The sequence below is a fragment of the Janthinobacterium sp. NKUCC06_STL genome, assembly GCF_019345455.1.
Classification (GTDB): Bacteria; Pseudomonadota; Gammaproteobacteria; order Burkholderiales; family Burkholderiaceae_D; genus Janthinobacterium; species Janthinobacterium rivuli.
This window is the reverse complement of record NZ_JAHKQY010000001.1, coordinates 799,905-825,685: the sequence shown is the minus strand read 5'-3', so window position 1 is coordinate 825,685 and position 25,781 is coordinate 799,905. Positions and strand designations below refer to the sequence as shown.

General features: G+C 64.6%; 24 protein-coding genes. 21 read left to right on the top strand and 3 right to left on the bottom strand.

Annotated features, from left to right (window positions below):
* Positions 1-10: 10 nt before the first annotated feature.
* Positions 11-790 carry a helix-turn-helix transcriptional regulator gene (locus tag KO539_RS03735; RefSeq protein ID WP_099403630.1) on the bottom strand — a complete coding sequence of 260 codons (780 nt, stop codon included), beginning with the start codon at positions 788-790 and terminating at the stop codon, positions 11-13.
* Positions 791-891: 101 nt separating this feature from the next.
* Here KO539_RS03735 and KO539_RS03730 point away from each other — a divergent pair, with 101 nt between their 5' ends.
* Both KO539_RS03730 and KO539_RS03725 read left to right on the top strand, forming a co-directional pair.
* Positions 892-1,782: a DMT family transporter gene (locus KO539_RS03730; protein WP_219307380.1), complete on the top strand. Its 891-nt coding sequence runs from the start codon at positions 892-894 to the stop codon at positions 1,780-1,782.
* 38 nt (positions 1,783-1,820) lie between these two features.
* Entirely contained in the window at positions 1,821-2,408 is a 588-nt protein-coding gene (locus tag KO539_RS03725; RefSeq protein WP_099403631.1) for an O-methyltransferase, read from the top strand.
* On the opposite strand, the gene KO539_RS03720 is transcribed toward KO539_RS03725, so the two are convergent.
* Positions 2,392-3,294: a LysR family transcriptional regulator gene (locus KO539_RS03720; protein ID WP_219307378.1), complete on the bottom strand. Its 903-nt coding sequence runs from the start codon at positions 3,292-3,294 to the stop codon at positions 2,392-2,394. The two genes, KO539_RS03725 and KO539_RS03720, sit on opposite strands and share 17 nt — an antisense overlap.
* A 90-nt stretch (positions 3,295-3,384) precedes the next feature.
* Here KO539_RS03720 and KO539_RS03715 point away from each other — a divergent pair, with 90 nt between their 5' ends.
* The 13 genes from KO539_RS03715 to KO539_RS03655 all read left to right on the top strand — a co-directional run bounded on the left by KO539_RS03715 (position 3,385) and on the right by KO539_RS03655 (position 19,790).
* On the top strand, positions 3,385-4,371 hold the full coding sequence (locus tag KO539_RS03715) for an aldo/keto reductase (RefSeq protein WP_219308588.1): 987 nt from the start codon (positions 3,385-3,387) through the stop codon (positions 4,369-4,371).
* Positions 4,372-4,494: 123 nt separating this feature from the next.
* Positions 4,495-5,319: a protein-glutamate O-methyltransferase CheR gene (locus tag KO539_RS03710; RefSeq protein WP_200880276.1), complete on the top strand. Its 825-nt coding sequence runs from the start codon at positions 4,495-4,497 to the stop codon at positions 5,317-5,319.
* 1 nt (position 5,320) lies between these two features.
* Positions 5,321-5,929, top strand: coding sequence for a chemotaxis protein CheB (locus KO539_RS03705; protein WP_035821099.1), 609 nt, complete (start codon positions 5,321-5,323; stop codon positions 5,927-5,929).
* 106 nt (positions 5,930-6,035) lie between these two features.
* Positions 6,036-7,160, top strand: coding sequence for a hybrid sensor histidine kinase/response regulator (locus KO539_RS03700; RefSeq protein ID WP_219307376.1), 1,125 nt, complete (start codon positions 6,036-6,038; stop codon positions 7,158-7,160).
* Positions 7,157-10,555, top strand: a complete 3,399-nt coding sequence (locus tag KO539_RS03695; RefSeq protein ID WP_219307374.1) for a PAS domain S-box protein — start codon at positions 7,157-7,159, stop codon at positions 10,553-10,555. Before KO539_RS03700 ends, KO539_RS03695 begins: the two co-directional genes overlap by 4 nt.
* A 48-nt stretch (positions 10,556-10,603) precedes the next feature.
* Positions 10,604-11,002 (top strand): MAPEG family protein, encoded by a 399-nt coding sequence (locus tag KO539_RS03690; RefSeq protein ID WP_176388990.1) that lies wholly within the window; start codon positions 10,604-10,606, stop codon positions 11,000-11,002.
* Between the two features lie 116 nt (positions 11,003-11,118).
* Positions 11,119-12,816 carry an ATP-dependent DNA helicase RecQ gene (locus KO539_RS03685; protein ID WP_219307372.1) on the top strand — a complete coding sequence of 566 codons (1,698 nt, stop codon included), beginning with the start codon at positions 11,119-11,121 and terminating at the stop codon, positions 12,814-12,816.
* A gap of 90 nt (positions 12,817-12,906) precedes the next feature.
* Positions 12,907-13,938, top strand: coding sequence for a ligase-associated DNA damage response exonuclease (locus tag KO539_RS03680; RefSeq protein WP_219307370.1), 1,032 nt, complete (start codon positions 12,907-12,909; stop codon positions 13,936-13,938).
* A complete protein-coding gene (locus KO539_RS03675; RefSeq protein WP_219307368.1) occupies positions 13,931-15,562 on the top strand; it encodes an ATP-dependent DNA ligase in 1,632 nt (543 codons plus the stop codon). Before KO539_RS03680 ends, KO539_RS03675 begins: the two co-directional genes overlap by 8 nt.
* A 7-nt stretch (positions 15,563-15,569) precedes the next feature.
* Positions 15,570-18,035, top strand: a complete 2,466-nt coding sequence (locus KO539_RS03670; protein ID WP_219307366.1) for a ligase-associated DNA damage response DEXH box helicase — start codon at positions 15,570-15,572, stop codon at positions 18,033-18,035.
* Complete coding sequence (pdeM, locus tag KO539_RS03665) at positions 18,032-18,721, top strand: ligase-associated DNA damage response endonuclease PdeM (RefSeq protein ID WP_219307364.1); 690 nt, start codon at positions 18,032-18,034, stop codon at positions 18,719-18,721. Before KO539_RS03670 ends, pdeM begins: the two co-directional genes overlap by 4 nt.
* Before the next feature lie 206 nt (positions 18,722-18,927).
* Positions 18,928-19,293: a KGG domain-containing protein gene (locus KO539_RS03660; RefSeq protein ID WP_219307362.1), complete on the top strand. Its 366-nt coding sequence runs from the start codon at positions 18,928-18,930 to the stop codon at positions 19,291-19,293.
* A 233-nt stretch (positions 19,294-19,526) separates the two neighbouring features.
* The gene (locus KO539_RS03655; protein ID WP_219307360.1) at positions 19,527-19,790 is read left to right on the top strand and encodes a hypothetical protein; all 264 of its coding nucleotides are present in this window, start codon (positions 19,527-19,529) and stop codon (positions 19,788-19,790) included.
* Between the two features lie 109 nt (positions 19,791-19,899).
* Here KO539_RS03655 and KO539_RS03650 read toward each other — a convergent pair whose 3' ends face one another.
* Positions 19,900-20,397, bottom strand: coding sequence for a pyridoxamine 5'-phosphate oxidase family protein (locus KO539_RS03650; protein WP_219307359.1), 498 nt, complete (start codon positions 20,395-20,397; stop codon positions 19,900-19,902).
* Between the two features lie 279 nt (positions 20,398-20,676).
* Here KO539_RS03650 and KO539_RS03645 point away from each other — a divergent pair, with 279 nt between their 5' ends.
* The 6 genes from KO539_RS03645 (at position 20,677) to KO539_RS03620 (ending at position 25,775) form a co-directional block, all read left to right on the top strand.
* Positions 20,677-21,330 (top strand): PepSY-associated TM helix domain-containing protein, encoded by a 654-nt coding sequence (locus tag KO539_RS03645; protein ID WP_035821075.1) that lies wholly within the window; start codon positions 20,677-20,679, stop codon positions 21,328-21,330.
* Positions 21,331-21,362: 32 nt separating this feature from the next.
* A complete protein-coding gene (locus tag KO539_RS03640) occupies positions 21,363-21,878 on the top strand; it encodes a DUF2271 domain-containing protein (protein ID WP_099403641.1) in 516 nt (171 codons plus the stop codon).
* Positions 21,879-21,888: 10 nt separating this feature from the next.
* Positions 21,889-22,713 carry a DUF4198 domain-containing protein gene (locus tag KO539_RS03635; protein WP_099403642.1) on the top strand — a complete coding sequence of 275 codons (825 nt, stop codon included), beginning with the start codon at positions 21,889-21,891 and terminating at the stop codon, positions 22,711-22,713.
* 26 nt (positions 22,714-22,739) lie between these two features.
* A complete protein-coding gene (locus KO539_RS03630; protein ID WP_219307357.1) occupies positions 22,740-23,777 on the top strand; it encodes an FAD:protein FMN transferase in 1,038 nt (345 codons plus the stop codon).
* Positions 23,778-23,789: 12 nt separating this feature from the next.
* Positions 23,790-25,154 carry a sulfite reductase subunit alpha gene (locus KO539_RS03625; protein ID WP_219307355.1) on the top strand — a complete coding sequence of 455 codons (1,365 nt, stop codon included), beginning with the start codon at positions 23,790-23,792 and terminating at the stop codon, positions 25,152-25,154.
* A 69-nt stretch (positions 25,155-25,223) separates the two neighbouring features.
* Positions 25,224-25,775 (top strand): glutathione peroxidase, encoded by a 552-nt coding sequence (locus tag KO539_RS03620; protein ID WP_176388981.1) that lies wholly within the window; start codon positions 25,224-25,226, stop codon positions 25,773-25,775.
* The last annotated feature ends 6 nt before the right edge of the window (positions 25,776-25,781 follow it).

The following is a 25,781-nucleotide window of genomic DNA, read 5'->3' as shown; positions in this document are numbered from 1 at the left end:
ATCCGCTTTTTCAGCGCAGGCCGCGGCGGAACTGGTCGGGCGTGCCGCCGCTCTGGCGGCGAAACATGGCGATGAAGGCCGAGGCCGTGCTGTAGCCCAGTTCCAGCGCGATCGCCTGCACGGTGTCTCCCTGTTCCAGCAGGGGCAGGGCGGCCAGGAAGCGCTGGCGCTGGCGCCATTCGCCGAACGGCATGCCCAGTTCGCGCTGGCAGCGGCGCGCCAGGGTGCGCTCGGTCACGTGCAGTTGCGCGGCCCACTCCGCCAGTGAGCGGTTACTGCCCGGCTCCGCCTGCAGGGCGGCCAGCAGCGCCGCGATGACGGGCTCGTCGCTGCCGGGCAGGTAGTTGCGGCTGCACGGCGCCAGTTGCAGCTGGTCGACCAGCACTTGCGCCAGGCGCTGGTCGGCTTCGGTGGCGGGCGTGGTGACGTTTCTTTCTGCAAAGTCGCCGAGTATGGCTTTGAGCAAGGGACTCAATACCAGCGCACACGGCTGGGCCGGCAGTTGTGCGCACAGGCTGGCGTCGATGTAGGCCGAGTGAAACACGACATCCTGGCGGATATAGCCGTCGTGCAAGGTCTCGGGCGGTATCCACACGGCGTACTGGGGCGGCGACAGATAGCGCTGGCCCGCCACCATGATTTCCATCACGCCCGTGGAGCAATACGTGAGCTGGCCCCACGGATGGCTCTGGTAATCGAACTGCTGGTGCGCGTGGTAATCGTCGAGGCGAAAGTACACGGGATAGGGCAGGGTGTCGGAAACGGCGGGAAAATGCTGGTTGCTGGCCATGGTGTCTTTGTCCTGTTCTTCGCATCGTTTGTCCGATATTCATTATATCCATGGAATCGGACCATGCGAAAATGGCGGTATTGAATAATGGAGTACGCCGCATGCAAGTGAAACACTATCTGTTACCCGTGATCGCCGTGCTGATCTGGGCCATCAATACCATCGTCAGCAAGATGGCCGTGGGCGTGATCGATCCGGCCGCCATCTCGTTCTACCGCTGGCTGCTGGCCGGCGTGCTGCTGGCGCTGGTGTTCGCCCGTCCCGTATGGAAGCAGCGGGCCGTGGTGAAGCCCTACCTTGGCAAACTGTTTGTGCTGGGCATGCTGGGCATGGTCATGTACCAGTGCCTGGCCTACATCGCCGCGCAAACGACGACGGCTACCAATATGGGCATCCTGGCGTCCATGATGCCGCTGCTGGCCGTGGGCCTGTCCGTATTGTTGTTGAAAGAAGCGCCCACCGTGGGCGGCGTGTTTGGCGGCCTCGTGTCGCTGCTGGGACTGGCCTACTTGCTCAGCCATGGCGATCCTGCCGCCCTGCTGGCCCATGGCGCGGCCGTGGGCGACGCCCTGATGCTGCTGGCGTGTCTGTCGTATGCGGGCTATGGCGTGCTGCTCAAGCGCTGGAAGATTCCCCTGAATAACTGGCATTCCTTGCTGATCCAGGTCTGGTGCGCCGTGCCCGTGCTGTTCGTGTATTACCTGAGCCAGTTCGCGCCGCCCGTCACCAGTGCCGGCCTGCCGCTGGTGCTGTTTGCCGGCATCCCCGCCTCCATCCTTGCGCCGTTTTTGTGGATGCACGGCCTGGCCAAGCTGGGACCGAGTCGCGCCACGACCTTGATGAACTTGCTGCCCGTGTTCACGGTGATCATCGCCATGCTGTTCCTCGGTGAAACCCTGCACAGCTACGACGTGATCGGCGGCGGCGTGACCCTGCTGGGCGTGGTGATGGTGCAGTATCTGAAACGTCCGTTGCGCTGCGCACCGGCATAGTTTTTTTGCTATGCTGGTGTTTTGAACAAGGAGGCGCCATGCCCAGCATCGATACACTGTTGAGTGAACTGGAAGCATTTGGTAACAGCAACGATGCGGCGCACACGGCGCGGGCCAGCCGCATGCTCAACATCACGCGCGACACGGGCGAATTGCTGGCCGTAATGGTGCACGCGCGCGGCGCCCGGCGGGTGCTGGAAATCGGCACGTCGAACGGCTATTCCACCCTGTGGCTGGCGCGCGCCGTGCAGGCGCTGGGCGGCAAGGTGGTGACGGTGGAAAAGGCGCAGGACAAGTTCGACATGGCGCACGACAACTTTGTGCGCGCGCAATTGCAAGGCGTGATCGGTCAGCTGCTGGCGGACGCGGGCGACGTGCTGCGCGATGCGGCCGACGGCGCCTACGATTTCATCTTCCTCGATTCCGCGCGCCAGCAATACGCGCAGTGGTGGCCGCAGCTGGACCGCGCGCTGGCGGCCGGCGGCGTGCTGGTGGTCGACAACGCCAGTTCGCACTACGCGGACATGGCGGAGTTTCTTGAGGCCATCCGCGCCGACAGCCGCTACACGACGTGCCTGGCCACCGTCGGCAAGGGCGAATTCATCGCCGTCAAGGCCGGTAACTGATGTTCAGATGTTCTTGCGCCAGTTGGCGCAACAGGGGCAGGGACGCATGGCCCGCATCGGCCTGCCAGGCCAGGCCGATGCCGGCCGCCAATTCCTCGCCCTCCACCAATTTTCGGTAGGCCACGCCGTCCAGGCGCAGTGCGCGGAAGGAGTCGGCCAGCAGGGCCATGCCCTTGCCTGCCGCCACGTCGCCGAGCAGCACATGGTGATCGGGCGCTTCACGCAGGAAATGCGGCGCGAAGCCATGCCGGCGAAACACTTGCTGGCAATGGTCGAAGAAGGCGGGCTGGCGCGCCCTTTCGAACCAGTAGACGGATTCCATCGAAATGTCGGCCAGGCTGAGCTTGCGCTTCTTCGCCAGCCGGTGGCCGGCGGGCAGGGCCAGCATCATGGCCTGGCGCGCCAGCGGCTGCACGGCCAGTTCGAACGTGGCGCTCGGCAAGGCAAGCAGGGCCGCATCGAGCTGGCCCTTGCGCACGCTAGCCACCAGGCGCGGCGACGGTGCCGCCGTCAGCTCCAGACGGACATTGCCCAGCTGCTCCTCCAGCGCCGCCAGCAGCGGACGGAACAGGCCGGCCGCCACGGAACTGGTCAAGCCCAGGCGCAGGCGCGCGGGTGCGCTGTCTTGCCGCAGCGACGCTTGCGCCGTCTCCAGCAAGTCGAGGATGTGCAGCGCCTGCGGCAGCAGGGTGCGGCCCGCTTGCGTCAAGGCCACGCCTTGCGTGTCGCGCTCGAACAGGCGCGCCCCCAGCTTGTCTTCCAGCCCTTTGATGGCGCGCGACAATGGCGGCTGGGTCATGTGCAACTGTTCCGCCGCCTGGCGAAAGTTCAGGCAGCGGGCGACGGCGCAAAACAGGGTCAAGGCATGGGTATCGAGGGCTCTCATACCATAAAGGTATCACGAAATCAGGCATTCCCTTGCCGGTCGGCGCGGTCCAGACTGGCCGCATTGACAATGAGGGAGATCAACATGCAACTGCAACAACGACGCATCGGCAATAGCGGCTTGACCAGCTCGGCATTGGGCCTGGGCTGCATGGGCATGTCGGAGTTCTATGGCGCCACGGACGAGGCACAATCCCTGGCGACGCTGGAAGCGGCCCTGGCGGCCGGCGTGACCCTGTTTGACACGGCCGACGCCTACGGTTTCGGCCACAACGAGCAATTGCTGGGACGTTTTCTGGCGCGCTACCGGGGCCAGGCCCTGGTCGCCACCAAGTGCGGCTTGGCGCGCGAGGCGGGCAGTTATGCGCGCCGCGTCGACAATTCCCCCGCCTACATCCGCCAGGCGTGCGAAGCGTCGCTGAGGCGCCTGGGCGTGGAGAGCATCGACCTGTTTTACCTGCACCGCCTGAACCTCGAGACGCCATTGGACGAGTCGATGGGCGCGCTGGCGCAACTGCGGCAAGAGGGCAAGATCCGCGCCGTGGGCCTGTGCGAAGTGAGCGCCGCCACCTTGCGGCGCGCGGCGGCCATCTGCCCCGTGGCCGCCGTGCAGAGCGAATACTCGCTGTGGACGCGCGAACCGGAGCAGGGCGTGCTGGCCGCCTGCCGCGACGTGGGCGCCAGTTTCTTTGCCTACAGCCCGCTGGGGCGCGGTTTCCTGACGGGCGCCATCGCGGACGCGGCCAGTCTCGACGCTGGCGACTTTCGCCACTTCAATCCCCGTTTCTCAGCCGATAATCTGGCGCACAATCAGGCCATCGTCGCCCAGGTCAGGGATCTCGCACGCGCAAAAGGCTGCACGCCGGCCCAGCTGGCGCTGGCCTGGCTGCTGGCGCAAGGCGATGACGTCATTCCCATCCCCGGTACCAAGCGCATCGCGTATCTGCACGACAACCTCGGCGCGCTGACCGTGCGGCTGGACGGGGCGGAACTGGCGGCGATGAACGCCGCCTTTCCCTTGGGCATGGCGGCGGGTGCGCGCTATACGGACGAGGGCATGAAGGGCGTGGATGCCTGAAAAAAACGCGCGAGTGTACGCCAGCGTACCTAACTGATACTTTCTCTGCGGGATAATTGCCGGTGATCTGCTAGCATTTGGCAGGTTGTACCGTGTTCAACGGTCCGGTATCCGATGAGGTGGATGTTGTTAGATGACGATATTTTCGATATAGAACTGAAGTTATTGCTTGAGGGAATACTGCTGCGCTATCAGCACGATTTCCGCGATTATTCCGTGGCATCGCTGCGCCGGCGCATGCGCCAGGCCATGGAGCGCTTCGGCTGCGCCAGCCTGTCGCAATTGCAGGACCGCATCTTGCACGAGCCGGCCATGTTCGCGCAGATGCTGCAGTTTTTCACGGTGCAAGTGAGCGAGATGTTCCGCGATCCCGCCTATTTTCGCGCCTTGCGCGAAAAAGTCGTGCCCATCCTGCATACCTATCCTTCCATCAAGATCTGGGTGGCCGGCTGCAGCAGCGGGGAAGAGGTATGGTCGCTGGCCATCTTGCTGGAAGAGGAAGGCTTGCTTGAGCGCAGCATGATTTACGCGACGGACATCAACGTGGAAGCGCTGGCCGCCGCCGAAGCGGGCATTTATCCGATCGAGCGCATCGCCCAGTTCAGCGAGAATTACCAGCTGGCCGGCGGCAAGCGCTCGCTGTCCGACTATTACACGGCGGCCTACAAGGGCGCCATCTTTGAGCGGCGCTTGCGGCGCCAGTTCGTCTTCGCCGACCACAGTCTGGCGACGGACAGCGTGTTTTCGGAGGTGCACATGGTTTCCTGCCGTAACGTCATGATTTACTTCAATAAAGACTTGCAAGACCGCAGCCTGGGCCTGTTCCACGAAGCACTGGTGAACCGGGGCTTCCTGGGGCTGGGCATGAAGGAAAGCCTGCATTTCAGCCGCCATGCGGCCAGCTTCAACGAGCTGAGCCCGGCGGAACGCATCTTCCAGCGTGCCTGACATGCTGCCAAGCTGCGACGTGGCGCCACCGCCCGCCGGCCTGCGCCTGATCGCCATCGGCGCCTCGGCCGGCGGCGTGGAAGCGCTGGGCATCGTGCTGCGCGCCTTGCCCGCCACCTGCCGCGCCACCGTCGTGGTGGTGCTGCACCTGGCGCCTGGCCGCTCGAGCCAGTTGCCGCATCTGTATGCGGAACGTTGCCAGCTGCCCTTGCGCGAGGCGCAGGACAAGGAGCCGCTGCAAGCGGGCACCGTGTATTTTGCCCCGCCCGATTACCACCTGCAAGTGGAACCCGATGGCTGTTTTTCCCTGTCGCAGGAAGCGCCCGTGTATTTTTCGCGCCCGTCCATCGATGTCCTGCTGGAAACGGCGGCCCTGGCCTATCGGCGCGCCATGCTGGCCATCATCCTGACGGGCGCCTCGGCCGATGGCGCGGCGGGCCTGGCGCGCGTGCGGCAGCTGGGTGGCAGTGCCTGGGTGCAAGACCCGCAGCGGGCCAGTTGTGGCATCATGCCGGCGGCCGCGCTCAAGCGGGCCGGCGCCGACCGCGTGCTCGATTTGCCGCAGATGGCTGCCAGCCTGGCATTGCTCGGCGATGGCGAACACAAGTGAATCGAAATAGTGCAGTGCGTGTAATATATGTGAGAATTGAAACAATGTTTATGTCCATATCGAAACACGATGGCATCTTGCCGTTGCGATGCCTGAAGATGACCCCGTGACCGCACCTATCCATATCCTCGTCGTTGACGACATCGCGCAAAACCTGGTCGCCGCCGAAGCCGTGCTGGCACGGCCCGGTATTGTCATCCTGAAGGCAAGCTCGGGCGCGCAAGCGCTGGAATTGCTGTTGACGCACGAGGTCGCAGTGGCCCTGATCGACGTGCAAATGCCCCAGATGGATGGCTTTGAACTGGCCGAGCTGATACGCGGCAGCGAGCGCACGCGCAGCATCCCCCTGATTTTCCTCACGGCCGCGTCGCGCGAACCGAGCTACAGCTTCCGCGGCTACGAGGCGGGCGCCGTCGATTTTCTTTACAAGCCCATCGACGTGAAAGCCTTGCAAAGCAAGGTGGCCGTGCTGGTCCAGCTGTACCAGCAGAAACGCGAATTGTCGGCCCAGCTCGACGAGCTCAAGCATGCATTGCACCTGAATGAACTGTTCACGGCCGTGCTGGGCCACGATTTGCGCACGCCTTTGTCGGTGGTGATGAATGGCGCCATGCTGTTGCCGATGATGAGCGACCACCCGAAGGTGGTCGTCACGGCGCAGCGCATCGAAAGCAGCGCCAAGCGCATGGCGCGCATGGTCGACCAGTTGCTGGACCTGGCGCGCATCCGTTCCGGCACGATGGAGTTGCGCAGCAGCACGCACGACTACCTGGCGCTGGCGCGCGCCATCGTCGAGGAGTTCGAGACGGCCGGCCAGGCCACCCTTGTCGAGGTCAGCAGTGTCGGCGAGCTGCACGGGCTCTGCGATGCGGGCCTGCTGTCGCAAGTCATCTCGAATCTGTTAAACAATGCCCTCACGCATGGCGAGCCGGGCGCGCCGGTGCAACTGGCCCTGGACGGACGCGACGCGGACAGCATTCAATTGCGCATCGCCAATCGCGGCGTCATCCCCGCCGCCTTGCTGCCGACCCTGTTTGAACCGTTCCAGCAGGCGGGCGAGAAGCGCAAGACGGGGCAGGGCCTGGGGCTGGGCCTGTACACGGTCAACATGTTCGTCAAGGCCCACGGTGGCACGGTCGAGCTCACTTCGACGGCTGCGCAGGGCACGCTGGTGACCGTGCGCATCCCGCGCCAGTGCCAGGTGCGCGTGCAAGCGGGACTGTCCACATGAGCGCGCCAGCCTGGCCGCGTGGCGGCGGCAGCATGGGCGAACTGGTGCGCCAGCGCGACTGGTCCGCCACCAGCCTGGGCCCGCTCGATGGCTGGCCTGCCCATTTGCGCACCAGCGTCGACATCGTGCTCCATTCGCCGATGGCGATGGTGCTGATGTGGGGCCCGCAGCACGTGATGATTTACAACGACGACTACATCCACATCGCCGGGGCGCGCCATCCGGCGGCGCTGGGCGATACGGTGCCGGCCGTCTGGCCCGAGATCTGGGACTGGAACGCGCGCATCCTCGATGCGGGATTGCGCGGTGAGACGCAGGTGCACCGCGAATGCTGTTTGCCGCTGTTGCGCGATGGCCAGCGCGCGGACGTCTGTTTCGACCTGTATTACACGCCCGTGCATGGCGCCGACGGCCAGATCGATGGCGTGCTGTGCACGGCGCTGGAATTGACGGCGCGCATGGAAGAGGGGCGCCAGCTGAAGCTGGCCACGGCCGAGCTGGGCGAACTCAACACCACATTGCAGGCCGAGAGCGAAGCCGTGCGCGCGGCCAACCGCCGCCTGGGCGAGGAGCGTGCGTTGCTGCGCGCCCTGTTCCAGCAGGCGCCCAGCTTCATGGCTCTGCTGCGCGGACCGCAGCACGTGTTCGAACTGGCGAATGAGCATTATCTGCGCCTCGTGGGGCACCGCGATTTACTGGGCAAGACAGTCGAAGTGGCCTTGCCCGAAGTCAAGGCGCAAGGTTTCATCGAACTGCTCGACCAGGTCTACCGCACGGGCGAACCTTACGAGGGGCGCCAGGTCAAAGTGGATTTGCAGACGGCGGATGGGCAGACGGGGCAGCGCCAGATCGATTTCGTCTACCAGCCCATCAAGGATGACGAGGGCGCGGTCACGGGCATCCTCGTCGAAGGCATCGACGTCACCGAGCGCATGGAAGGCGAGGAACGCTTGCGCCTGGCCCAACAGGCCGGTGGCATCGGGACCTTCGAATGGTTCCCCGAGACGGGCGCGATGCTGGTGTCGCCCACCTTCCGCCGCCTGTGGGGCATTGCCGACGAGGAAGAAGTGACGGAACGCCTGCTGGTAAGCCTGGTCGATGCGCGCGACCAGCAAAAGGTCGGGCCCAGCAAGCTTGCTCTGGCGCCCAATCCCCTCGAATACGTGGAATACCGCATCCGCCGCCCTGCCGATGGCGCGCTGCGCTGGATCGCGCGCCAGGGCGAGGTGGTGGCCGGCCGTGTGCCGGGCCAGCGCCGCTACGTGGGTGTGTCGTTCGACGTGACGGAGCGGCGCCAGATCGAGGATGAACTGAACGCCAGCCAGGAGCGCATGGCGGCCATTTTCGGCCAGGCGTCGGTGGGCTTGTCCGAGCTGGGCCTTGATGGCAGTTTTCAGCGGGTTAACGGCGCCCTGTGTTGCATGCTGGGCCGTTCCGCCGAAGAACTGCTGAGCCTGAACATGAATGACATCATGCATCCGGCGGACGTGCCTGGCAACAGCGTGCTGTTCCAGCGCCTGGTGGAAACGGGCGAGTCGTTCTCGCTGGAAAAGCGCTACCTGAAACCCGATGGTTCGCAAGTGTGGGTGTCGAGTAATGTCAGCCGCCTGGTCGATGAGCAGGGTCATACGCGTTCCTTGATCGCCGTCAAGACGGACATCACGGACCGGCGCCGCGTGGAAAAAGCGCTGCATGAATTGAACGAAACGCTCGAGCACCGGGTCGAACAGGAAGTCAACGAGCGCACCAAGGCCGAAGACGCCTTGCGCCAGGCGCAAAAGATGGAAGCCGTGGGGCAACTGACAGGGGGGATCGCGCACGATTTTAATAATGTGCTGCAAATCATTTCCGGCAATTTGCATTTGTTGCATCATCTGGCGGGCGCGGATGGCTTGATGCGCCAGCGCCTGGACACGGCGATTGCCGCCGTCGAGCGGGGTGCCAAACTGTCGTCGCATTTGCTGGCGTTTGCGCGGCGCCAGCCCTTGAAGCCCGTGGTGGCCGACCTGGCGCGCGTGGTGCGCAACATGGATGCCTTGTTGCGGCGCGCCCTGGGCGAAGCGATCGACATCGTGCTGGTGGGCGGCGGCGGGCTGTGGAATACCCTGATCGACCGCAGCCAGATCGAGAACGTCATCCTCAACCTGGCCATCAATGCGCGCGACGCCATGGATGGCGCGGGCAAGCTGACCATCGAGCTGGGCAATGTCGTGCTCGACGAACAGTATGTGCATAACCTGGTCGACGTGCCTGCCGGCCAGTACGTGATGCTGTCGGTGACGGACACGGGCCGCGGCATGAGCAGCGCCGTCCTGCAGCGCGCGTTCGAGCCGTTTTTCACGACGAAGCCGGAAGGTGCGGGCACGGGCCTGGGTTTGTCGATGGCGTACGGCTTCGTCACGCAAAGCCGCGGCCATATCCGCATTTACAGTGAACCTGGTGTGGGCACGGGAGTCAAAATTTATTTGCCCCGCTCCCTGATGGCGGAAGCGGACGAGGAACTGGAATTGAGCGGCGTCGTCACGGGCGGCACGGAAACGGTGCTGGTGGTGGAAGACGACGTCGGTGTGCGCACCACCGTGGTCGACATGCTCGGTGCGCTGGGCTACCAGGTGCTCAAGGCCGAGGATGGCGAAAGCGCGTTGGCCGTGCTGCATAGCGGCGCGCAGATCGATTTGCTGTTTACGGACGTGATCATGCCCGGTCCCGTCAGCAGCACGGAGATGGCGCTGCAGGCGCGCCAATTGCAGCCCGATATCGCCGTGCTGTTTACCTCGGGCTACGCGCAGGATGTCATCGTGCACGAGGGCAGGCTGGACGCGGGGGTGGAATTGCTCAGCAAACCATACCGGCGCGAAGAGCTGGCACGCAAGCTGCGCCATGTGTTGGCCAATCGCCAGCAGCAAATGCGTGCGCGCCAGTTTGAGCGGTCCGGCGCGCCGGTGGCCGGCATTCAGGCAGACGGCAGCACGGCGTCCAGCGTGCTGGGCGGTGGTACGCCGGGGCTGGACTTGACGGGCCATGCGCCAACACCGCAGGGTGACATGCCGACATCGATGAAAATACTCGTGGTGGAAGACAATCTCGATTCCCAGCTGATGGTGTGCGAACTGGTCGGCATGCTGGGCCACACGGTCAGCGGCGTGTCCGATGGCGAGGCGGCGTGGGAATTGCTCAACGAGCAAGACTTCGATATCCTGTTTACGGATGTCAGCCTGCCCGGCATGTCCGGCATCGCGCTGGCACGCATGGTGTTGCGCGACAAACCGGACATGCGCATCATCTTTTCCACCGGCTATGGCAAGGAATCGATGGATGAGCTGGGCTTTTCCGCCAGCGTCTTGCGCAAGCCTTATGATTTGATGGAGTTGCAAGCGGCACTCGACCAACCCTGACGGGCACGCGCCGGCACGGCTTGCCCGTCTCACCCGCAGAGGTAAGGCATGACCCCTGAACTGACGATGCTGGCTTGTACTTTGGTGCTGGCGCTGGTGCAAATCCTCCTGCCCGCGCTGTTTCGCACGCGCGAAACGGGCACGGCCTATAACGTGAGCGCGCGCGACGGCGACGGGCCGCCCGTGGGCAAGATCACGGCCCGCTTGCGGCGGGCCCAGGCGAACCTGTTCGAAACCTTGCCGCTGTTCGCCGCCGCCGTGCTGATCGCCCACGTGACGGCGCAGGAAAGCGCGCTCACCCTGTATGGCGCCGCCCTGTACCTGGCCGCGCGCGTGCTGTATTTACCCCTGTACGCGTTTGGCGTGCCCGTCGTGCGCACGCTCGTCTGGTGCGTGTCGATTGCCGGCTTGCTGATGCTGTTCTGGGCCATCCTGTTTACTTCTTGAAGTCCTACACGGGCTGTGGCAGCCGTCCTATGGCGGCGCGCCAGGCCCGGCCGTAAAGTAACTGCAGCCAGGCGCAAGGGCGCCGGCATGGCGCTTTTACTTTTGGGATGGCAATCATGCAGGCTACTGCGAACCAATCCGGCAAGTCCGGCAAGCACATACAGCGTCTGCTGCGCACGGTCTTTGGCGTGACGCGGCTGCGCGCGGGCCAGCAAGACGTCATCGGCAGTGTGCTGGCCGGGCGCGACACCCTGGCCATCATGCCCACCGGCAGCGGCAAGTCGCTGTGCTACCAGCTACCCGCCGCGCTATTGCCGGGCGCCACTTTGGTCGTGTCGCCGCTGATTTCGCTGATGAAAGACCAGCTGGAAAAGCTGCATGAACTGGGCATCACGGCCGTGCAGCTCAACAGCAGCCTGTCGCGCGCCGAAGAGGACGAGGCCATCGCCCGCATCAGCCAGGGCGGCAGGCTCATCATCTTTTGCACGCCGGAACGCCTGGCCAGCGCCGATTTTCTGTCCATGCTGGCCAGTGCGCCGCCCAGCCTGGTCGTCATCGATGAAGCCCATTGCATTTCCCAGTGGGGCCACGACTTCCGTCCCGCCTACCTGGAAATCGCGGCCGCCCTGCGCGCACTGGGCCGTCCGCCCGTGCTGGCGCTGACGGCCACGGCCACAGGGGAAGTGATCGACGATATCGACACGCAGCTGGAAGCGCGCAAGCTGCAGGTCATCAATACCGGCATCTACCGCGCCAATTTGCGCTACCGCGTGATCCAGGTCACGAATGCCGCGGAAAAACAGGACGAAGTCTTGCGCCTGCTGCGCGAGACGGCCGGCGTGGGCATCGTGTATGCGGCCACCGTCAAGGCCGTCGAGGACCTGGCGGCGCGGCTGGAGGAATTGGGCGAGAGCGCCACGTGCTACCACGGCAAGCTGGCGGCGCGCGAGCGCAAGCACAACCAGGATTTGTTCATGAATGGCGAACGCCGCATCATGGTGGCCACCAACGCCTTCGGCATGGGCATCGACAAGCCCGATACGCGCTTCGTCATCCACTTGCAGGTGCCGGCCAACCTGGAAGCGTACTACCAGGAATCGGGCCGGGCAGGGCGCGACGGCTTGCCCGCCGACTGCACCTTGCTGTATTTCCAGGAAGACAAGCGGGTGCAGCAATTCTTTCTTGCCAAGCACTATCCCACGGCGGAAGAACTGGCGGCCATCGTGGCGGCCGCGCAAACATTGCCAGCCACGTTTGCGTTCGCTGCGCTGGCGTCCAGCTTGCCCGAGTTTTCCGACGGCCACTTGAAGGTCTGCCTGAAATTGTTAAAGGACGGCAAGCTGCTGCGCCAGGACCGCAAGCTGGGCTACCGCTTGACAGCGCCGTCGTCCGCCACGCCCCCGTATGCGCAACTGGCGCAGATCTATGTCGACAAGCAGGAGCGCGACAAGCAGGCGCTCGAGCAAATGGTGGCGTATGCGCAAAGCGGTCTGTGCCGCTGGAAACTGCTGCTCGATTATTTTGGCGATGCGGGCGATGCGGGCGATGCGGACGATTTTGAGCGCTGCTGCACCTGCGACAATTGCCAGTCGCCGCCCGCGCTGGCCGCGCCCATCTCCCTCGACGAGTTCCCTCCAGCGCCTGCTGAAGCGCCGCCGCCCGCGCCAGCGCCCCAGATCGCTGTCGGCAGCCGCGTGCGCGTACCGCGCTACCAGATCGGCACCGTGCTGTCCGTGGCGGGCGACCAGGTCACGATTACCTTTCCGGAAAACACCACGCGCACCTTCATGGCGGAGTTCGTCGTCCCCGCGTGAAGCCATGGTGCGCTGCCGAACAGTGATCTGGCGCAAGCGCGCTAGAATCAGCCCATTCCAACGCGCTTTTTTTAACGCAGGGGGCAGGGCATGGCAGACATGGTGGTGGTGCGCAAGGAAGGCTTGTACTGTGTGCCGGGTCAGTTCTACATTGACCCGTGGCGCCCCGTCGAGCGCGCCATCATCACGCATGCGCATGCCGACCATGCGAGAGTTGGCCACCGGCATTACCTGTGCGCCGCGCCCGGCGAGCAAGTATTGCGCGCGCGCCTGGGCGCCGTGTCCATCCAGGGCCTCGCGTATGGCGACAGCATCGACCATCACGGCGTGCGCGTGTCGCTGCATCCGGCCGGCCACGTGCTGGGTTCGGCCCAGGTGCGTATGGAACACGGCGGCGAAGTGTGGGTGGCGTCAGGCGACTACAAGCTGCAGCCCGACCCCACTTGCGTACCGTTCGAGCCCGTGCGCTGCGATACTTTTATTACGGAATCGACCTTCGGCCTGCCCATCTACCGCTGGCAGGCGCCACAGGAAATCAATGATGACATCAACCAGTGGTGGCGCAGGAATGCGGCCGAAGGGCGCACCAGCGTGTTGTTCTGCTATGCCTTCGGCAAGGCGCAGCGCATCCTGGCCGGGCTCGATTCTTCCATCGGTCCCATCATCTGTCATGGCGCGGCGCAGGCCTTGACGCAGGTCTACCGCGAATCGGGCGTGGCCTTGCCCGCCACCGTGATGGTGGGCGACGTGACGGACAAGGCGGCCCTGAAGACGGCGATGGTGATCGCGCCGCCGTCGGCTGCCGGTTCGCCGTGGATGAAGCGCTTCGGCGACTACAGCGATGCGTTCGCCAGCGGCTGGATGCTGCTGCGCGGCGCGCGCCGGCGGCGTGGCGTGGACCGGGGTTTTGTGCTGTCCGACCATGCCGACTGGCCTGGCCTGATGCAAGCGATCAAGGCCACGCAGGCCGAACGCATCATCGTCACGCATGGCGCGATTCCCGTGATGGTGCGCTGGCTGCAGCAGAACGGCTGGCAGGCGGGCGGCTTCGAGACGGAATATGGCGACGACGAGGCGGAAGACGGCGTAGTGACACAGCAGGAGGCAGCGCCCCATGCGTGACTTTGCCCGGCTGTATGCGGAACTCGACGAGACCACGTCCACCAGCCGCAAGCTGGCGGCCCTGCAAGCCTATTTTCGCGGCGCCTCGCCCGAGAATGCGGCCTGGGCTGTGTACTTCCTGGCCGGCGGCAAGCCGCGCCAGGCCGTGCCCACCAAGTTGCTGCGCGAGTATGCGACCGAGCGGGCTGGCCTTGACGCCTGGCTGTTCGACGAGGCCTACCACGCCGTGGGCGACCTGGCCGAAACCATCGCCCTGATCCTGCCCGCGCCCGCCAAGCGCAGCGACGTCGGCCTGGCCGAGTGGGTCGAGCAGCGCATCGCACCGTTGCGTGGCGCGCCGCCCGAGACCATTCGCGTCGACTTGCTGGCCTATTGGGACGAGCTGGAAACACGCGAGCGCTTCCTGCTGATCAAACTGATCGGCGGCGGCTTTCGCGTGGGCGTGTCGAAACTGCTGGTGACGCGTGCGCTGGCGTCCATTGCCGCCGTCGACAGCAAGCTGATCGCCCAGCGCCTGATGGGCTGGACCGATGGCAAGGTCAGCCCCACGGGCGCGGGTTTTCTCAAACTGATCGCCGCGCAGTCCGATGGCGAACATGCGCTGCGCGGCGGCCAGCCGTATCCGTTTTTCCTCGCGCACCCCTTGCAGGCGGGGCCGGAGAACTTGGGCGACATCGGCGACTGGCTGGCCGAGTGGAAATACGACGGCATGCGTGCCCAGCTGCTGCGCCGCGAAGGCGTGAACTGGCTGTGGTCGCGCGGCGAGGAATTGATCACGGAGCGCTTTCCCGAACTGGCGCAGCTGACTTTGCCCGAAGGCACCGTGCTCGATGGCGAAATCCTCGTCTGGCAGCCGGGCGACGTGCCGGCGCCATTTGCCGATCTGCAACAACGCATGGGCCGCAAGAGCGTGTCGCCCAAGCTGCTGGCCGGGTTGCCGGCCGTGCTCGTGGCCTACGATGTGCTGGAACTCGATGGCGTGGACGTGCGCCAGCTGCCCCAGATCGAGCGCCGCGCGCTGCTGGAACGCGTGGTGGCCGGCGTGAACTCTCCCGCGCTGCGTTTGTCGCCGCGCATAGCGGCGGCAAGCTGGGAGGCGCTGGCGGCCATCCGTAGCGAATCGCGGGCGCGTGGCGTGGAAGGCTTGATGCTCAAGGCCATGTCGGCCGCGTATGGCGTAGGCCGCACGAAAGACGTGGGCACCTGGTGGAAGTGGAAGATCGACCCGTATGCCGTCGATGCCGTGCTGATCTACGCCCAGGCGGGCCACGGCCGGCGCGCGTCGCTGTACACGGATTACACGTTCGCCGTGTGGGATGACGTTGAGGAAGGGGAACGCAAGCTGGTGCCGTTCGCCAAGGCGTATTCCGGCCTCACTGACGTGGAGATCGGACAAGTCGATGCCGCCATCCGCAAGACGACGATAGAAAAATTCGGCCCCGTGCGCAGCGTCAAGCCGACGATGGTGTTCGAGATCGGCTTCGAAGGCATCGCCGCGTCCAGCCGGCACAAGGCGGGCATCGCCGTGCGCTTTCCCCGCATTCTGCGCCGGCGTGACGACAAGGCCATCGCCGATGCGGACACCCTGGCCACCTTGAAGGCCATGCTGGCGCAAAACACATGAGCAAGCGATGAACAAAAGCGCGCTGGCGCAGCGCATCGATGCATGGTTTGTTGCGCGCGGCTGGACCGTGTTCCCGTTCCAGCGCGCCGTCTGGCGTGCGGCAGCACAGGGCCAGCCCGGCCTGCTGCATGCAAGCACGGGCTCCGGCAAGACCTATGCCGTCTGGTTTGGCGCCTTGCTGCGCGCCGAGCGGCTGGCGCGCAAAGCTAAAAAACAGGGCTTGCGCGTCCTGTGGATCACGCCCATGCGGGCGCTGGCGGCCGACACCGTGCGCGCCCTGCAAGCGTCTGGCGCCGAGCTTGCACCCGGCTGGCGCATCGAGGCGCGCACGGGCGACACGAGCGCCGCGCAGCGCGCACGGCAGGCGAAGGCCTGGCCCGAGGTGCTCGTCACGACGCCGGAAAGCCTGTCCCTGATGCTGAGCCAGGAGGATGCCCGCGAACGATTCAGCCTGCTGGAAACGGTGATCGTCGACGAGTGGCATGAATTGATGGGCAGCAAGCGCGGGGTGCAGGTGCAGCTGGCGCTGGCCCGCTTGCGCCGCTGGAATGATACGTTGATGACGTGGGGCCTGTCGGCCACCCTGGGTAATTTGCGGCAGGCGCAGGACGTCTTGCTGGGCGAGGAAAATGCCGGCGTGCTGGTGGAAGGGAAAGTCAAAAAGCGCATCCTCGTCGACAGTCTGATCCCCGTCAATCCCACGCGTTTTCCCTGGGGCGGGCATTTGGGCATCCAGATGCTGCAACCGCTGATTGCCGAGATCGAGGGCAGCGCCACCACCCTGGTGTTTACCAACACGCGTTCGCAGGCCGAGCTGTGGTACCAGCACCTGCTCGATGCGCGCCCGGACTGGGCCGGCCTGATCGCCCTGCACCACGGTTCGCTGGACCGCGAAGTGCGCGAGTGGGTCGAGCAGCACCTGAAATCGGGTGAGCTGAAAGCCGTCGTCTGCACTTCCAGCCTGGACCTGGGCGTCGATTTCCTGCCCGTCGAGCGCGTGCTGCAAGTGGGCAGCGCGAAAGGCATCGCGCGCCTGGTGCAGCGGGCCGGGCGCAGCGGCCATGCGCCGGGGCGCATTTCGCGTGTCACCCTGGTGCCCACCAACAGCCTGGAATTGCTGGAAGCGGCTGCTGCCCGCGCGGCCCTGGCGCAAGGCCACCTGGAAGCGCGGCCCGTGCCGGACAAGCCGCTCGACGTGCTGGTGCAGCACCTGGTGACGATCGCGCTGGGCGGCGGTTTTGCGTCGCCCGAGTTGTACGCGGAAGTGCGCGCGGCCTGGTCCTACCGCCACCTGACCCTGGACGAGTGGCAATGGGCGCTCGATTTCGTCGCGCGCGGCGGGCAAAGCCTCACCGTGTATCCGGAATACCGCAGAGTGCTGCCGGACGAGGAGGGCGTGTACCGCGTGCCGGACGTGGCGCTGGCGCGGCGCCACCGCATGAGCATCGGCACCATCGTCTCGGAGGCGGCGATCCAGGTCAAGTTCCTCGGCGGTGGGCGCATCGGCAGCATCGAGGAATCGTTCATTGCGCGCCTGAAGCAGGGCGACCATTTTTTGTTTGGCGGGCGCATCCTGGAATTCGTGCGCGTGCACGAAATGACGGCCTACGTGCGGCGCGCAACAGGCAGCCGCGGCGCCGTGCCGCGCTGGCAGGGCGGCAAGATGCCGCTGTCGTCGGAACTGGCGCACGCCGTGCTGGACCAGTTGCAGCTGGCGCAGGAAGGCCGTGCCAGCGGCCCGGAAATGCGCGCGCTGGCGCCGCTGCTGGCCATCCAGCAGGCATGGTCGAGCCTGCCCACGCGCGCGACCTTGCTGCTGGAAACCCTGTCCAGCCGCGAAGGCCACCACTTGTTCGTGTATCCATTTGCGGGACGCTCCGTGCACCTGGGCCTGGCGTCATTGCTGGCTTACCGCATCGCGCGCGTACAGCCGGCGACCTTGTCGATCGCCGTCAACGATTACGGCTTTGAATTGCTGGGTGCGGACGACATCGATTTTTCTCCGCTGTTGATTGGTGCCAGCGGCGCCGGTATTGCCCTGTTCAGCACGGACAACTTGCTGGAAGACGTGCTGGCCAGCCTGAATGCGACGGAATTGTCGCAGCGGCGCTTCCGCGAAATCGCCCGCATCGCGGGATTGGTGTTCCAGGGCTATCCGGGCCAGCCGAAAAGCGCGCGCCAGTTGCAGGCCTCGTCCTCGCTGTTTTTTGAAGTGTTCCGCAAGCACGATGCGGCCAACTTGCTGCTCACGCAGGCGCAGCGCGAAGTGCTGGAACAGGAACTGGAATTGACGCGCTTGCGCGCCACCTTGCGCGAGCTGCATGGACGGCGCATTTCCCTGCAGCCGCTGGAGCGGGCCTCGCCCTTTGCCTTCGGCCTGATGGTCGAGCGCTTCCGCGAACAGCTGACGACGGAAAAATTGTCGGACCGGGTGGCGCGGCTGGTCAGCGCGCTGGAAAAGGCGGCCGCATGAGTGAGTCGCAGCAGGCGCACTGCGTGGTGGAACTGGCCGGTGAGATTGTATGGCTGCTGGCGCACAAGGCCGTGTACTGGCCGGAGCGCAAGATGCTGGTCATCGCCGACATCCATTTCGGCAAGGCGGCCGCGTTTCGCGCGCTGGGCGTGCCCGTGCCGCGCGGCACCACGACGCAAAACCTGCTGGCGCTCGATACCTTGCTGGCCACTTACGCTTGCGAGGAAATCGTCTTTCTCGGCGATTTTCTGCATGCGCGCGCCGCGCATGCCCCCGCCACCGTGGCCGCCATGCTGGCCTGGCGTACGCGCCATCCGGGCCTGCGCCTGACGGTGGTGCGTGGCAACCACGATGCCCATGCGGGCGACCCGGCCGGCGCGCTGGGGATACGCATGGTCGATGAACCGCATCGGGTGGGCAAACTGTCGTTCTGCCATCACCCGGACACCGCCGCGCCCGGCTATGTGCTGGCCGGCCACGTGCATCCCGTGTTTCACTTGCGCGCAGCAGGGACAGGACGGCATGGGGGCCGCTTGCGCTTGCCGTGTTTCCTGCTGGGCCAGCAGTGCGCCATCCTGCCCTCGTTTGGCGCATTCACGGGCGGCCATGCGGTGCGGCCAGCCGCTGGCGAACGTGTCTACGTGACGGCCGACGCGGCGATTTTCGCACTATCCGCTAACTGCTGAGTGTCTGGTACTTTTGGTGGAAAACTGAAAGTAACTACGCTACCGTAGGCGGGACTCATCCTACATGCGCTCTTGCCATCCTCCTATTTCTTGTGCCCCATGTGCGCACTAAGATGACTGTTCCCTTGCCATGCGAGGGGGAAGAATTGCATGGTTTGCATTGTTTTTTTGCATTGTTTCTGATTCCATCGATCAAGGAGATCATCATGGCCACATCGAACGACAATAAACAGCAAGGTAGTAAAACCAGTAGCAGCAGCGGCAGCGGCGGCAACAAGCAAAGCGATACCAGCAAACGGGGTTTCGCTTCCATGGATCCCGCCCAGCAGCGCGAAATCGCCAGCGAAGGCGGACGTGCGGCGCATGAAAAAGGCACGGCGCATGAATTCACGTCGGAAGAGGCACGCCGCGCAGGCAGCCAAAGCCACAAGAACGATGCCAACCGGCAAAGCGCTTCCAGCTCCAGCGGGTCGCGCGACAATGCCAGCATGAACCAGGATGGCAACCGCGACAGTGGCAACAAGCAAAGCGGCGGTTCGGGATCCAGTTCGGGGTCGCGCAACAAGCAGTAAGAAGCAGTAACAAGTAGTCACGAGCAGTAGCAAGCAGTAGTAAGTGAGCATGACCAGCGGCAGGCAGGTGCGCCGCTGGTCATGTCGCATCTGTCCGCTTGCCACACAATTTTGATGCAATGCAGCAGCCATGGACTATGATGAATGAGCTGGGCGGGCAAGGTGCAATCACCGTGCAATGACCTCGCAGTCAACCTGCACTCAGGTACTCACTCACGATCAGGGAGAAGATAATGGGCAACTCGAATACGCCGCAAGCGGGCAATAGCCAGGGCGGCACGCCATCCACGGCGGGCAGCAAACAAAGCACGGCCGATTCGGCCGAAAACTTTGTGCTGGTCGATAGCGAGCAAGGCCTCGATATCGGCGACGATCTGTTTTCCATCGGCGAAGTACGGCGCGCCGACCGCTTGCCCCATCACCAGTCCGGCGTCGCCGGACAGAGCCGACAGAGCGCCGACGATGCGCCGGACACCACGGGCAGTACGGGCGTCTGAGCTTCCCTTCCTGACGGTCTGATCATCCCCACAGGGCCAGCCGCAAAGCGTGTTCGCGCACGCCGGCTGGCCATTCCTGCGTGCGCGCGGGTAAATCACGAAGGCTCGGCTACAGATCGACCCGGCCGTGTTCACCCAGGTCCTTCGGCGGCTCGCCCGTGATGGCGGCCTTGGCCATCTCATAGAATTGCATCATCTTGCTGGCGCTGCTATCCCAGTATTCGGCCGACTGTATCGTCACCTTGATCAGCGACAGCTTTGGATCGTCGAGTCCGCCCGGGAACCAGGCTTTCACCAGCGGGCTCCACAACTCCTCCGCCTTGGCGCGGTCCTTCATCAACTGCGCGTGGCCGCAGACGGAGACATACAGGCTGTCGCCCGTGTCGACGAAGCTGACATTGACTTGCGGATTGTTCAGCAAGTCGCGCGTGTAGGCGGCATCGTCCGAGACAAAGAACCAGATGTGCCCTTCGCTATCGACCTGCTGCTGCGTCAGCGGCCGGCTGGTGAGGGTGCGCATGTCGTCGCTGGTGGTCAGCATGCCGAATTTGACGTCCTTGATCCTGGCCGCGATGCTGGCCAGTTGTTCGCTGGAATACTGTTGCATGTCCTTGCTCCTGTTTGATTGTCCTGAACAACAGCATAGGCGGGTGTGGCAAGCGGCTCTGTACGGCAGCTTACGTAGTGGCGTGGGCCTGCCTGCCTCGCGCCATGTTTCAAAGCTGTTACAAAACGCTGGCCCGGCGGGGCGCCCCATGTATTGACTTAATAAATGATAATCATTATCATTTGTTTGAAAATATCAGCATGCACTTTGATTGAAGGATGGGAATGAAGCACACTGACTTGTCGCGCCACTTGGCCCGCTCCTTGCAAGGAGCAATTGATGGGTAATGCTGGCGCCGCGGACAAGGCCAAGAACAACGCCAGCCGCGCCGTCTGGCTGAAGAACTTGCATCAATGGCACTGGATCAGCTCGGCGCTCTGCCTGCTGGGCATGTTTTTGTTCGCCATTACCGGCATCACTCTGAACCACGCCGGCCAGATCGAATCCAAGCCGTCCATCACGCGCCAGAAGGCGGAATTGCCGGCGCCCCTCGTCACGCAACTGGCCGCGTATGCCGCCAAGCACGATGGCGCCAACGCACCGATGCCGGCCGCCGCCGAAGCCTGGCTCAAGCAGCAGTGGTCGCTCAATGCGGGCGGGCGTCCCGCCGAATGGTCGATCGACGAAGTGTATTTGCCGCTGCCCAAGGCAGGCGGCGACGCCTGGGTGCGCATCGGCCTGGAAGACGGGGCCGCTGAATATGAATTGACGGACCGGGGCTGGGTATCCTGGCTCAACGATGTCCACAAGGGCCGCAACACGGGCGTGGCCTGGAGCTGGTTCATCGACATTTTTGCCGGCGCCTGCATCGTGTTTTGCCTGACGGGTTTGCTGATTTTGAAGTTCCATGCGGCCAACCGGCCATTTACCTGGCCGATGGTTGGCCTCGGTATCTTGATACCTTGCGCGATCGCCTTGCTGTTTATTCACTGATGTTTTTATTTTTTCCTTTTTACAGGCACACCATGAAATTACGCTACTCCCTGGCGCTTGGCCTTCCCCTGATCGGTACGTCGGCGATGGCGGCCGACCTGGCCCTCAAGCTTGAAATCCCGCAATTGAACGTGGCCGAATACCACCGTCCCTACGTGGCGGCGTGGCTGGAAACGGCGGACCAGAAGGTCGTCGGCAATCTGACGGTGCTGTATGACGTGAAAAAGAAGGACAAGGCAGGCGAAAAATGGCTGAAGGACATGCGTCAATGGTGGCGCAAGAGCGGCCGCGACCTGGCCATGCCCGTCGACGGCGTCAGCGGCGCCACGCGTGCGCCGGGCGAACATACCCTGACTTTCCCCGGCGCCAAGGCCTTGCTCGACAAGCTGCCGGCCGGCGAATACCAGGTGGTGGTGGAAGCGGCGCGCGAAGCGGGTGGACGCGAACTGGTGCGCGTGCCGTTCCAGTGGCCGCTGAAGTCGGCCCAGTCCGTGCCTGCCAAAGGCAAGGAAGAACTCGGCAATGTCGTCGTCCAACTCAAACCATAAGGCGCACATCATGTTCAAGCAATTCAATAAACCCCTGATCGCCCTGGCCCTGGCCGGCCTGGCCATGAACGCCCACGCCCACCGCGGCTGGATGGTGCCATCGAGCACGATGGTGGAAAGCAAGGACGCCTGGGTGACGGTGGATGCGGCCGTCTCCGACGGCCTGTTCGAGATCGACCACCAGCCGCTGCGCCTGGACGCGCTGCAAGTCATCGGTCCGGACGGCGCCAAAGTTACGCCGGCGAACACGGTCACGGGCCGTTTGCGCAGCGTCTTCGACGTCAAAATGGAAAAGCCGGGCACGTATAAAGCGGCCATCGTGTCGCAAAACGTGATGGGTAGCTACAAGCTCAACGGCGAGCAGAAGCGTTTCCGCGGCAACGAAGAGACGTTCAAGAAGGAAGTGCCGGCCGATGCGCAAGAGCTGAAAATCACGCGCACGGCAGCGCGCCTGGAAACCTTCTTCAGCAATGGCGAAACCAGCACGGAAGTGTTCAAACCGACCGGCGTGGGCCTGGAATTCGTGCCAGTGACGCACCCGAACGACTTGCGCGCGGGCGAGAAAGCCACGTGGCGCTTCCTCGTCGATGGCAAGCCGGCGGCGAACCAGGCGTTCAGCCTGGTGCCAGGTGGCGTGCGCTACCGTGGCGTGCTCGGTGAAATCCGCCAGAGCACGGATGCCAAGGGCGAGATCACGTTTACGGTGCCAGCGGCCGGCATGTATTACCTGAGCAGCACCTGGCCAGCGGCCGCCCCGGCCGTGGCCGGCCAGCCGCCCGCCATGCCCGAGCGCCGCATGACGTACGCGGCCACCGTGGAAGTGCTGCCGCAGTAAGCGGCGGCATCGTCACGAGAGCGCCGATGCGCCGGGTCCTGCTGCCGCAGCATATTTCCGATCAGGTCGCGCCGCCCGGCGCCGCGATCCGGGACTTGCGCGGTCTGACCATGGGCACCAGCTGGTCGGTGCGCCTGCTCGAATCCGCCATGCCGGGACGCGCGGGCAGCGCCGACTTGCAGCAGGGCTTGCAGCAGCAGCTGGACCTGGTCGTGGCGCAAATGAGCCACTGGAGCGACGAGTCCGACCTGGGCCGCTTCAACCGGGCCGTGCCCGGCAGCTGGCACAGCCTGCCCGCCGCCTTTTTCGAGGTGCTGGGTTTTGCCATGCACGTGTCGCAAGCGTCCGGCGGCGCGTACGACCCGTGCGCCGGCGCCCTCGTCAATCTATGGGGCTTCGGCCCCCGCCACCGTTACGATGAACCCGGTTTTCTGCCGCCGAAAGACGATAGCGTGGCCTTGCTGCTGGCGCAGCGCCAGCGCCGCCGCCTGGAACTGGATTTACCGGCCCGCCGCGCGCGCCAGCCCGGCGGCTTGCAGCTCGATTTGTCCGCCATCGCCAAGGGCTATGGCGTGGACCGCCTGGCCCGCTACCTGGACAGCCAGGGCATCGGCCATTACCTGGTCGAAGTGGGCGGCGAGCTGCGCGGCGCCGGCAGCAAGCCCGACGGTCAGCCATGGTGGGTGATGCTGGAACAGGTCGATGGCGCCGATAGTGCCGATCATGCGCAGCATCCGCCGGAAATGTTGCTGGCGCTGCACGGCCTCTCCGTGGCGACGTCGGGCGACTACCGGCGTTTCTTCCAGGATGGCACCGTGCGTTTCTCACACACCATTGATCCGCGCAGCGGCATGCCGATCGCCAATCAACTCGCTTCCGTCACCGTCGTGCATGCCGAATGCATGGCGGCCGACGCCTGGTCGACGGCCCTGACCGTGCTGGGTGTCGAGGCCGGCATGGCGCTGGCGGAAGAGCAGGGTCTGGCCGCGCGCTTCCTGCGGCGAGACGGCGACGGCTACCATGAAACGCTGAGCAGCCACATGCTGGCCATGCTCGACGAATGAACGATTAATTCCATGATTTTTACGCACGATACGACGCGGCTGGCCTTGCTGGCCGCCCTGTCCCTCAGTTATGCGGGCGTGTGCCTGGCGCCCTGGCTGCGCGCGCGCGCCAAGCGCCGCGTGTCCGACGCCGCCAGGGCGGCGCTGGCCAACAGTCCCGCCTGGCTGGTGGCGTATGCGAGCCAGACGGGCAATGCCGAGGAACTGGCCACGCAAACGGCGCAGAGCCTGCAACTGGTCGGCATCCCCGTGCGCCTGTGCGCGCTGGCCGACCTCACAGCCCTTGATCTGCAACAAGCGGAACGGGCCCTATTTTTGGTCAGCACGTATGGCGAAGGCGATGCGCCCGACAATGCGGCCGCCTTCATGGGCCGCCTGATGACGGGCGAGCTGGCGCTGCCGCAATTGCATTACGCCGTGCTGGCCCTGGGCGACCGCAGCTATGGCCAGTTCTGCGGCTTCGGCCGCGCGCTCGACGCCTGGCTGGAGGGACAGGGCGCGTCGCGCCTGTTCGAGCGCATCGAAGTCGATCGCAGCGCCAGCGCCGCCATCGAGCAATGGTTCCAGCACTTGAGCCACCTGGCCGGCACCAGCGACGCGCCCGACTGGAGCGCGCCCGCCTTTGGCGACTGGCGTTTGAGGCAGCGGCGCCACCTCAACCCTGGCAGCGCTGGCGGCGCCATTTATCACGTGGAACTGGCGCCCGTGGCCGGTAGCCTGCCTGACTGGCAGTCGGGCGACCTGGTGCAGGTGACGGCGCCTGCCGACCCGTCGCAGCCGCGCGAATATTCGATCGCCTCGATTCCGCGCGATGGCGGCGTGCATCTGCTGGTGCGCCAGCATGCGCATCCCGATGGCAGTCTGGGCCTGGCCTCGGGCTGGCTGACGGCGCAAGCCAAGGTGGGCGACGTGGTGCAGCTGCGCTTGCGCCAGCACAAACGCTTCCGCCTGGAAGACAATGCCCAGCGGCCATTGATTTTGATCGGCAACGGCAGCGGCATCGCCGGCTTGCGCGGGCATTTGAAAAGCCGTGTGCTGGCAGGGCAGCGGCGCAACTGGCTGATCTTTGGCGAACGCAATGCGGCCCATGATTTCCATTATCGCGAAGAAATTGAAGGCTGGCACGCCAGCGGCGACCTGCCGCGCCTGGACCTGGCGTTTTCGCGCGACCAAGCGGAGCGGACCTACGTGCAGGACCGCCTGCGCGGCAATGCCGACGAGGTGAAACTGTGGCTGGAACAGGGGGCGGCCATCTATATTTGCGGCAGCCTGGCGGGCATGGCGGGCGGCGTCGACCAGGCGCTGCAAGAGATACTGGGCCGGCCCGCGCTCGACGCGCTGGCAGCCGAAGGACGCTACCGGCGCGACGTGTATTGAGTTTTTGACGCCGTCAGCGCGTTCGTGCGCACACGGCTATCATGATTGTTTCATTCAAGGAGACACATCATGAGCGACAGCATTTACGACATTCCCTTGCGACGCATCAATGGCGAGCCCGCCAGCCTGGACGCGTATCGCGGCAAGGTCGTGCTGGTGGTCAATGTCGCCTCCGCCTGCGGCTTGACGCCGCAGTACGAAGGCCTGGAAAAACTCTACGCCGACAAGCAGGCCGAGGGCCTGGTGGTGGCCGGTTTTCCCGCGAATGAATTCGGTGCGCAGGAGCCGGGCAGCAATGCCGAGATCGCGGACTTTTGCCGTGGCACGTTTGGCGTGCAATTTCCCATGTTTGAAAAAATCGTCGTCAAGGGCCCGGGCCAGCATCCGCTGTACCAGCGCCTGGTGCAGGAGCAGCCGCGGGCGCAGGAAAAGCCGGGCAGCGATTTCCGCGCCAAGCTGGCCGGCTACGGCATCACGCAGGAGCAGCCGAGCGACGTGCTGTGGAATTTCGAGAAGTTTTTGATCAGCAAGGATGGCAAGGTGGTGGGGCGTTTCGCGCCCGACACCACGGTCGATGATGCGCTCTTGCGCGAGGCCATCGCGCGCGAATTGCAGGCTTAGGCTTAG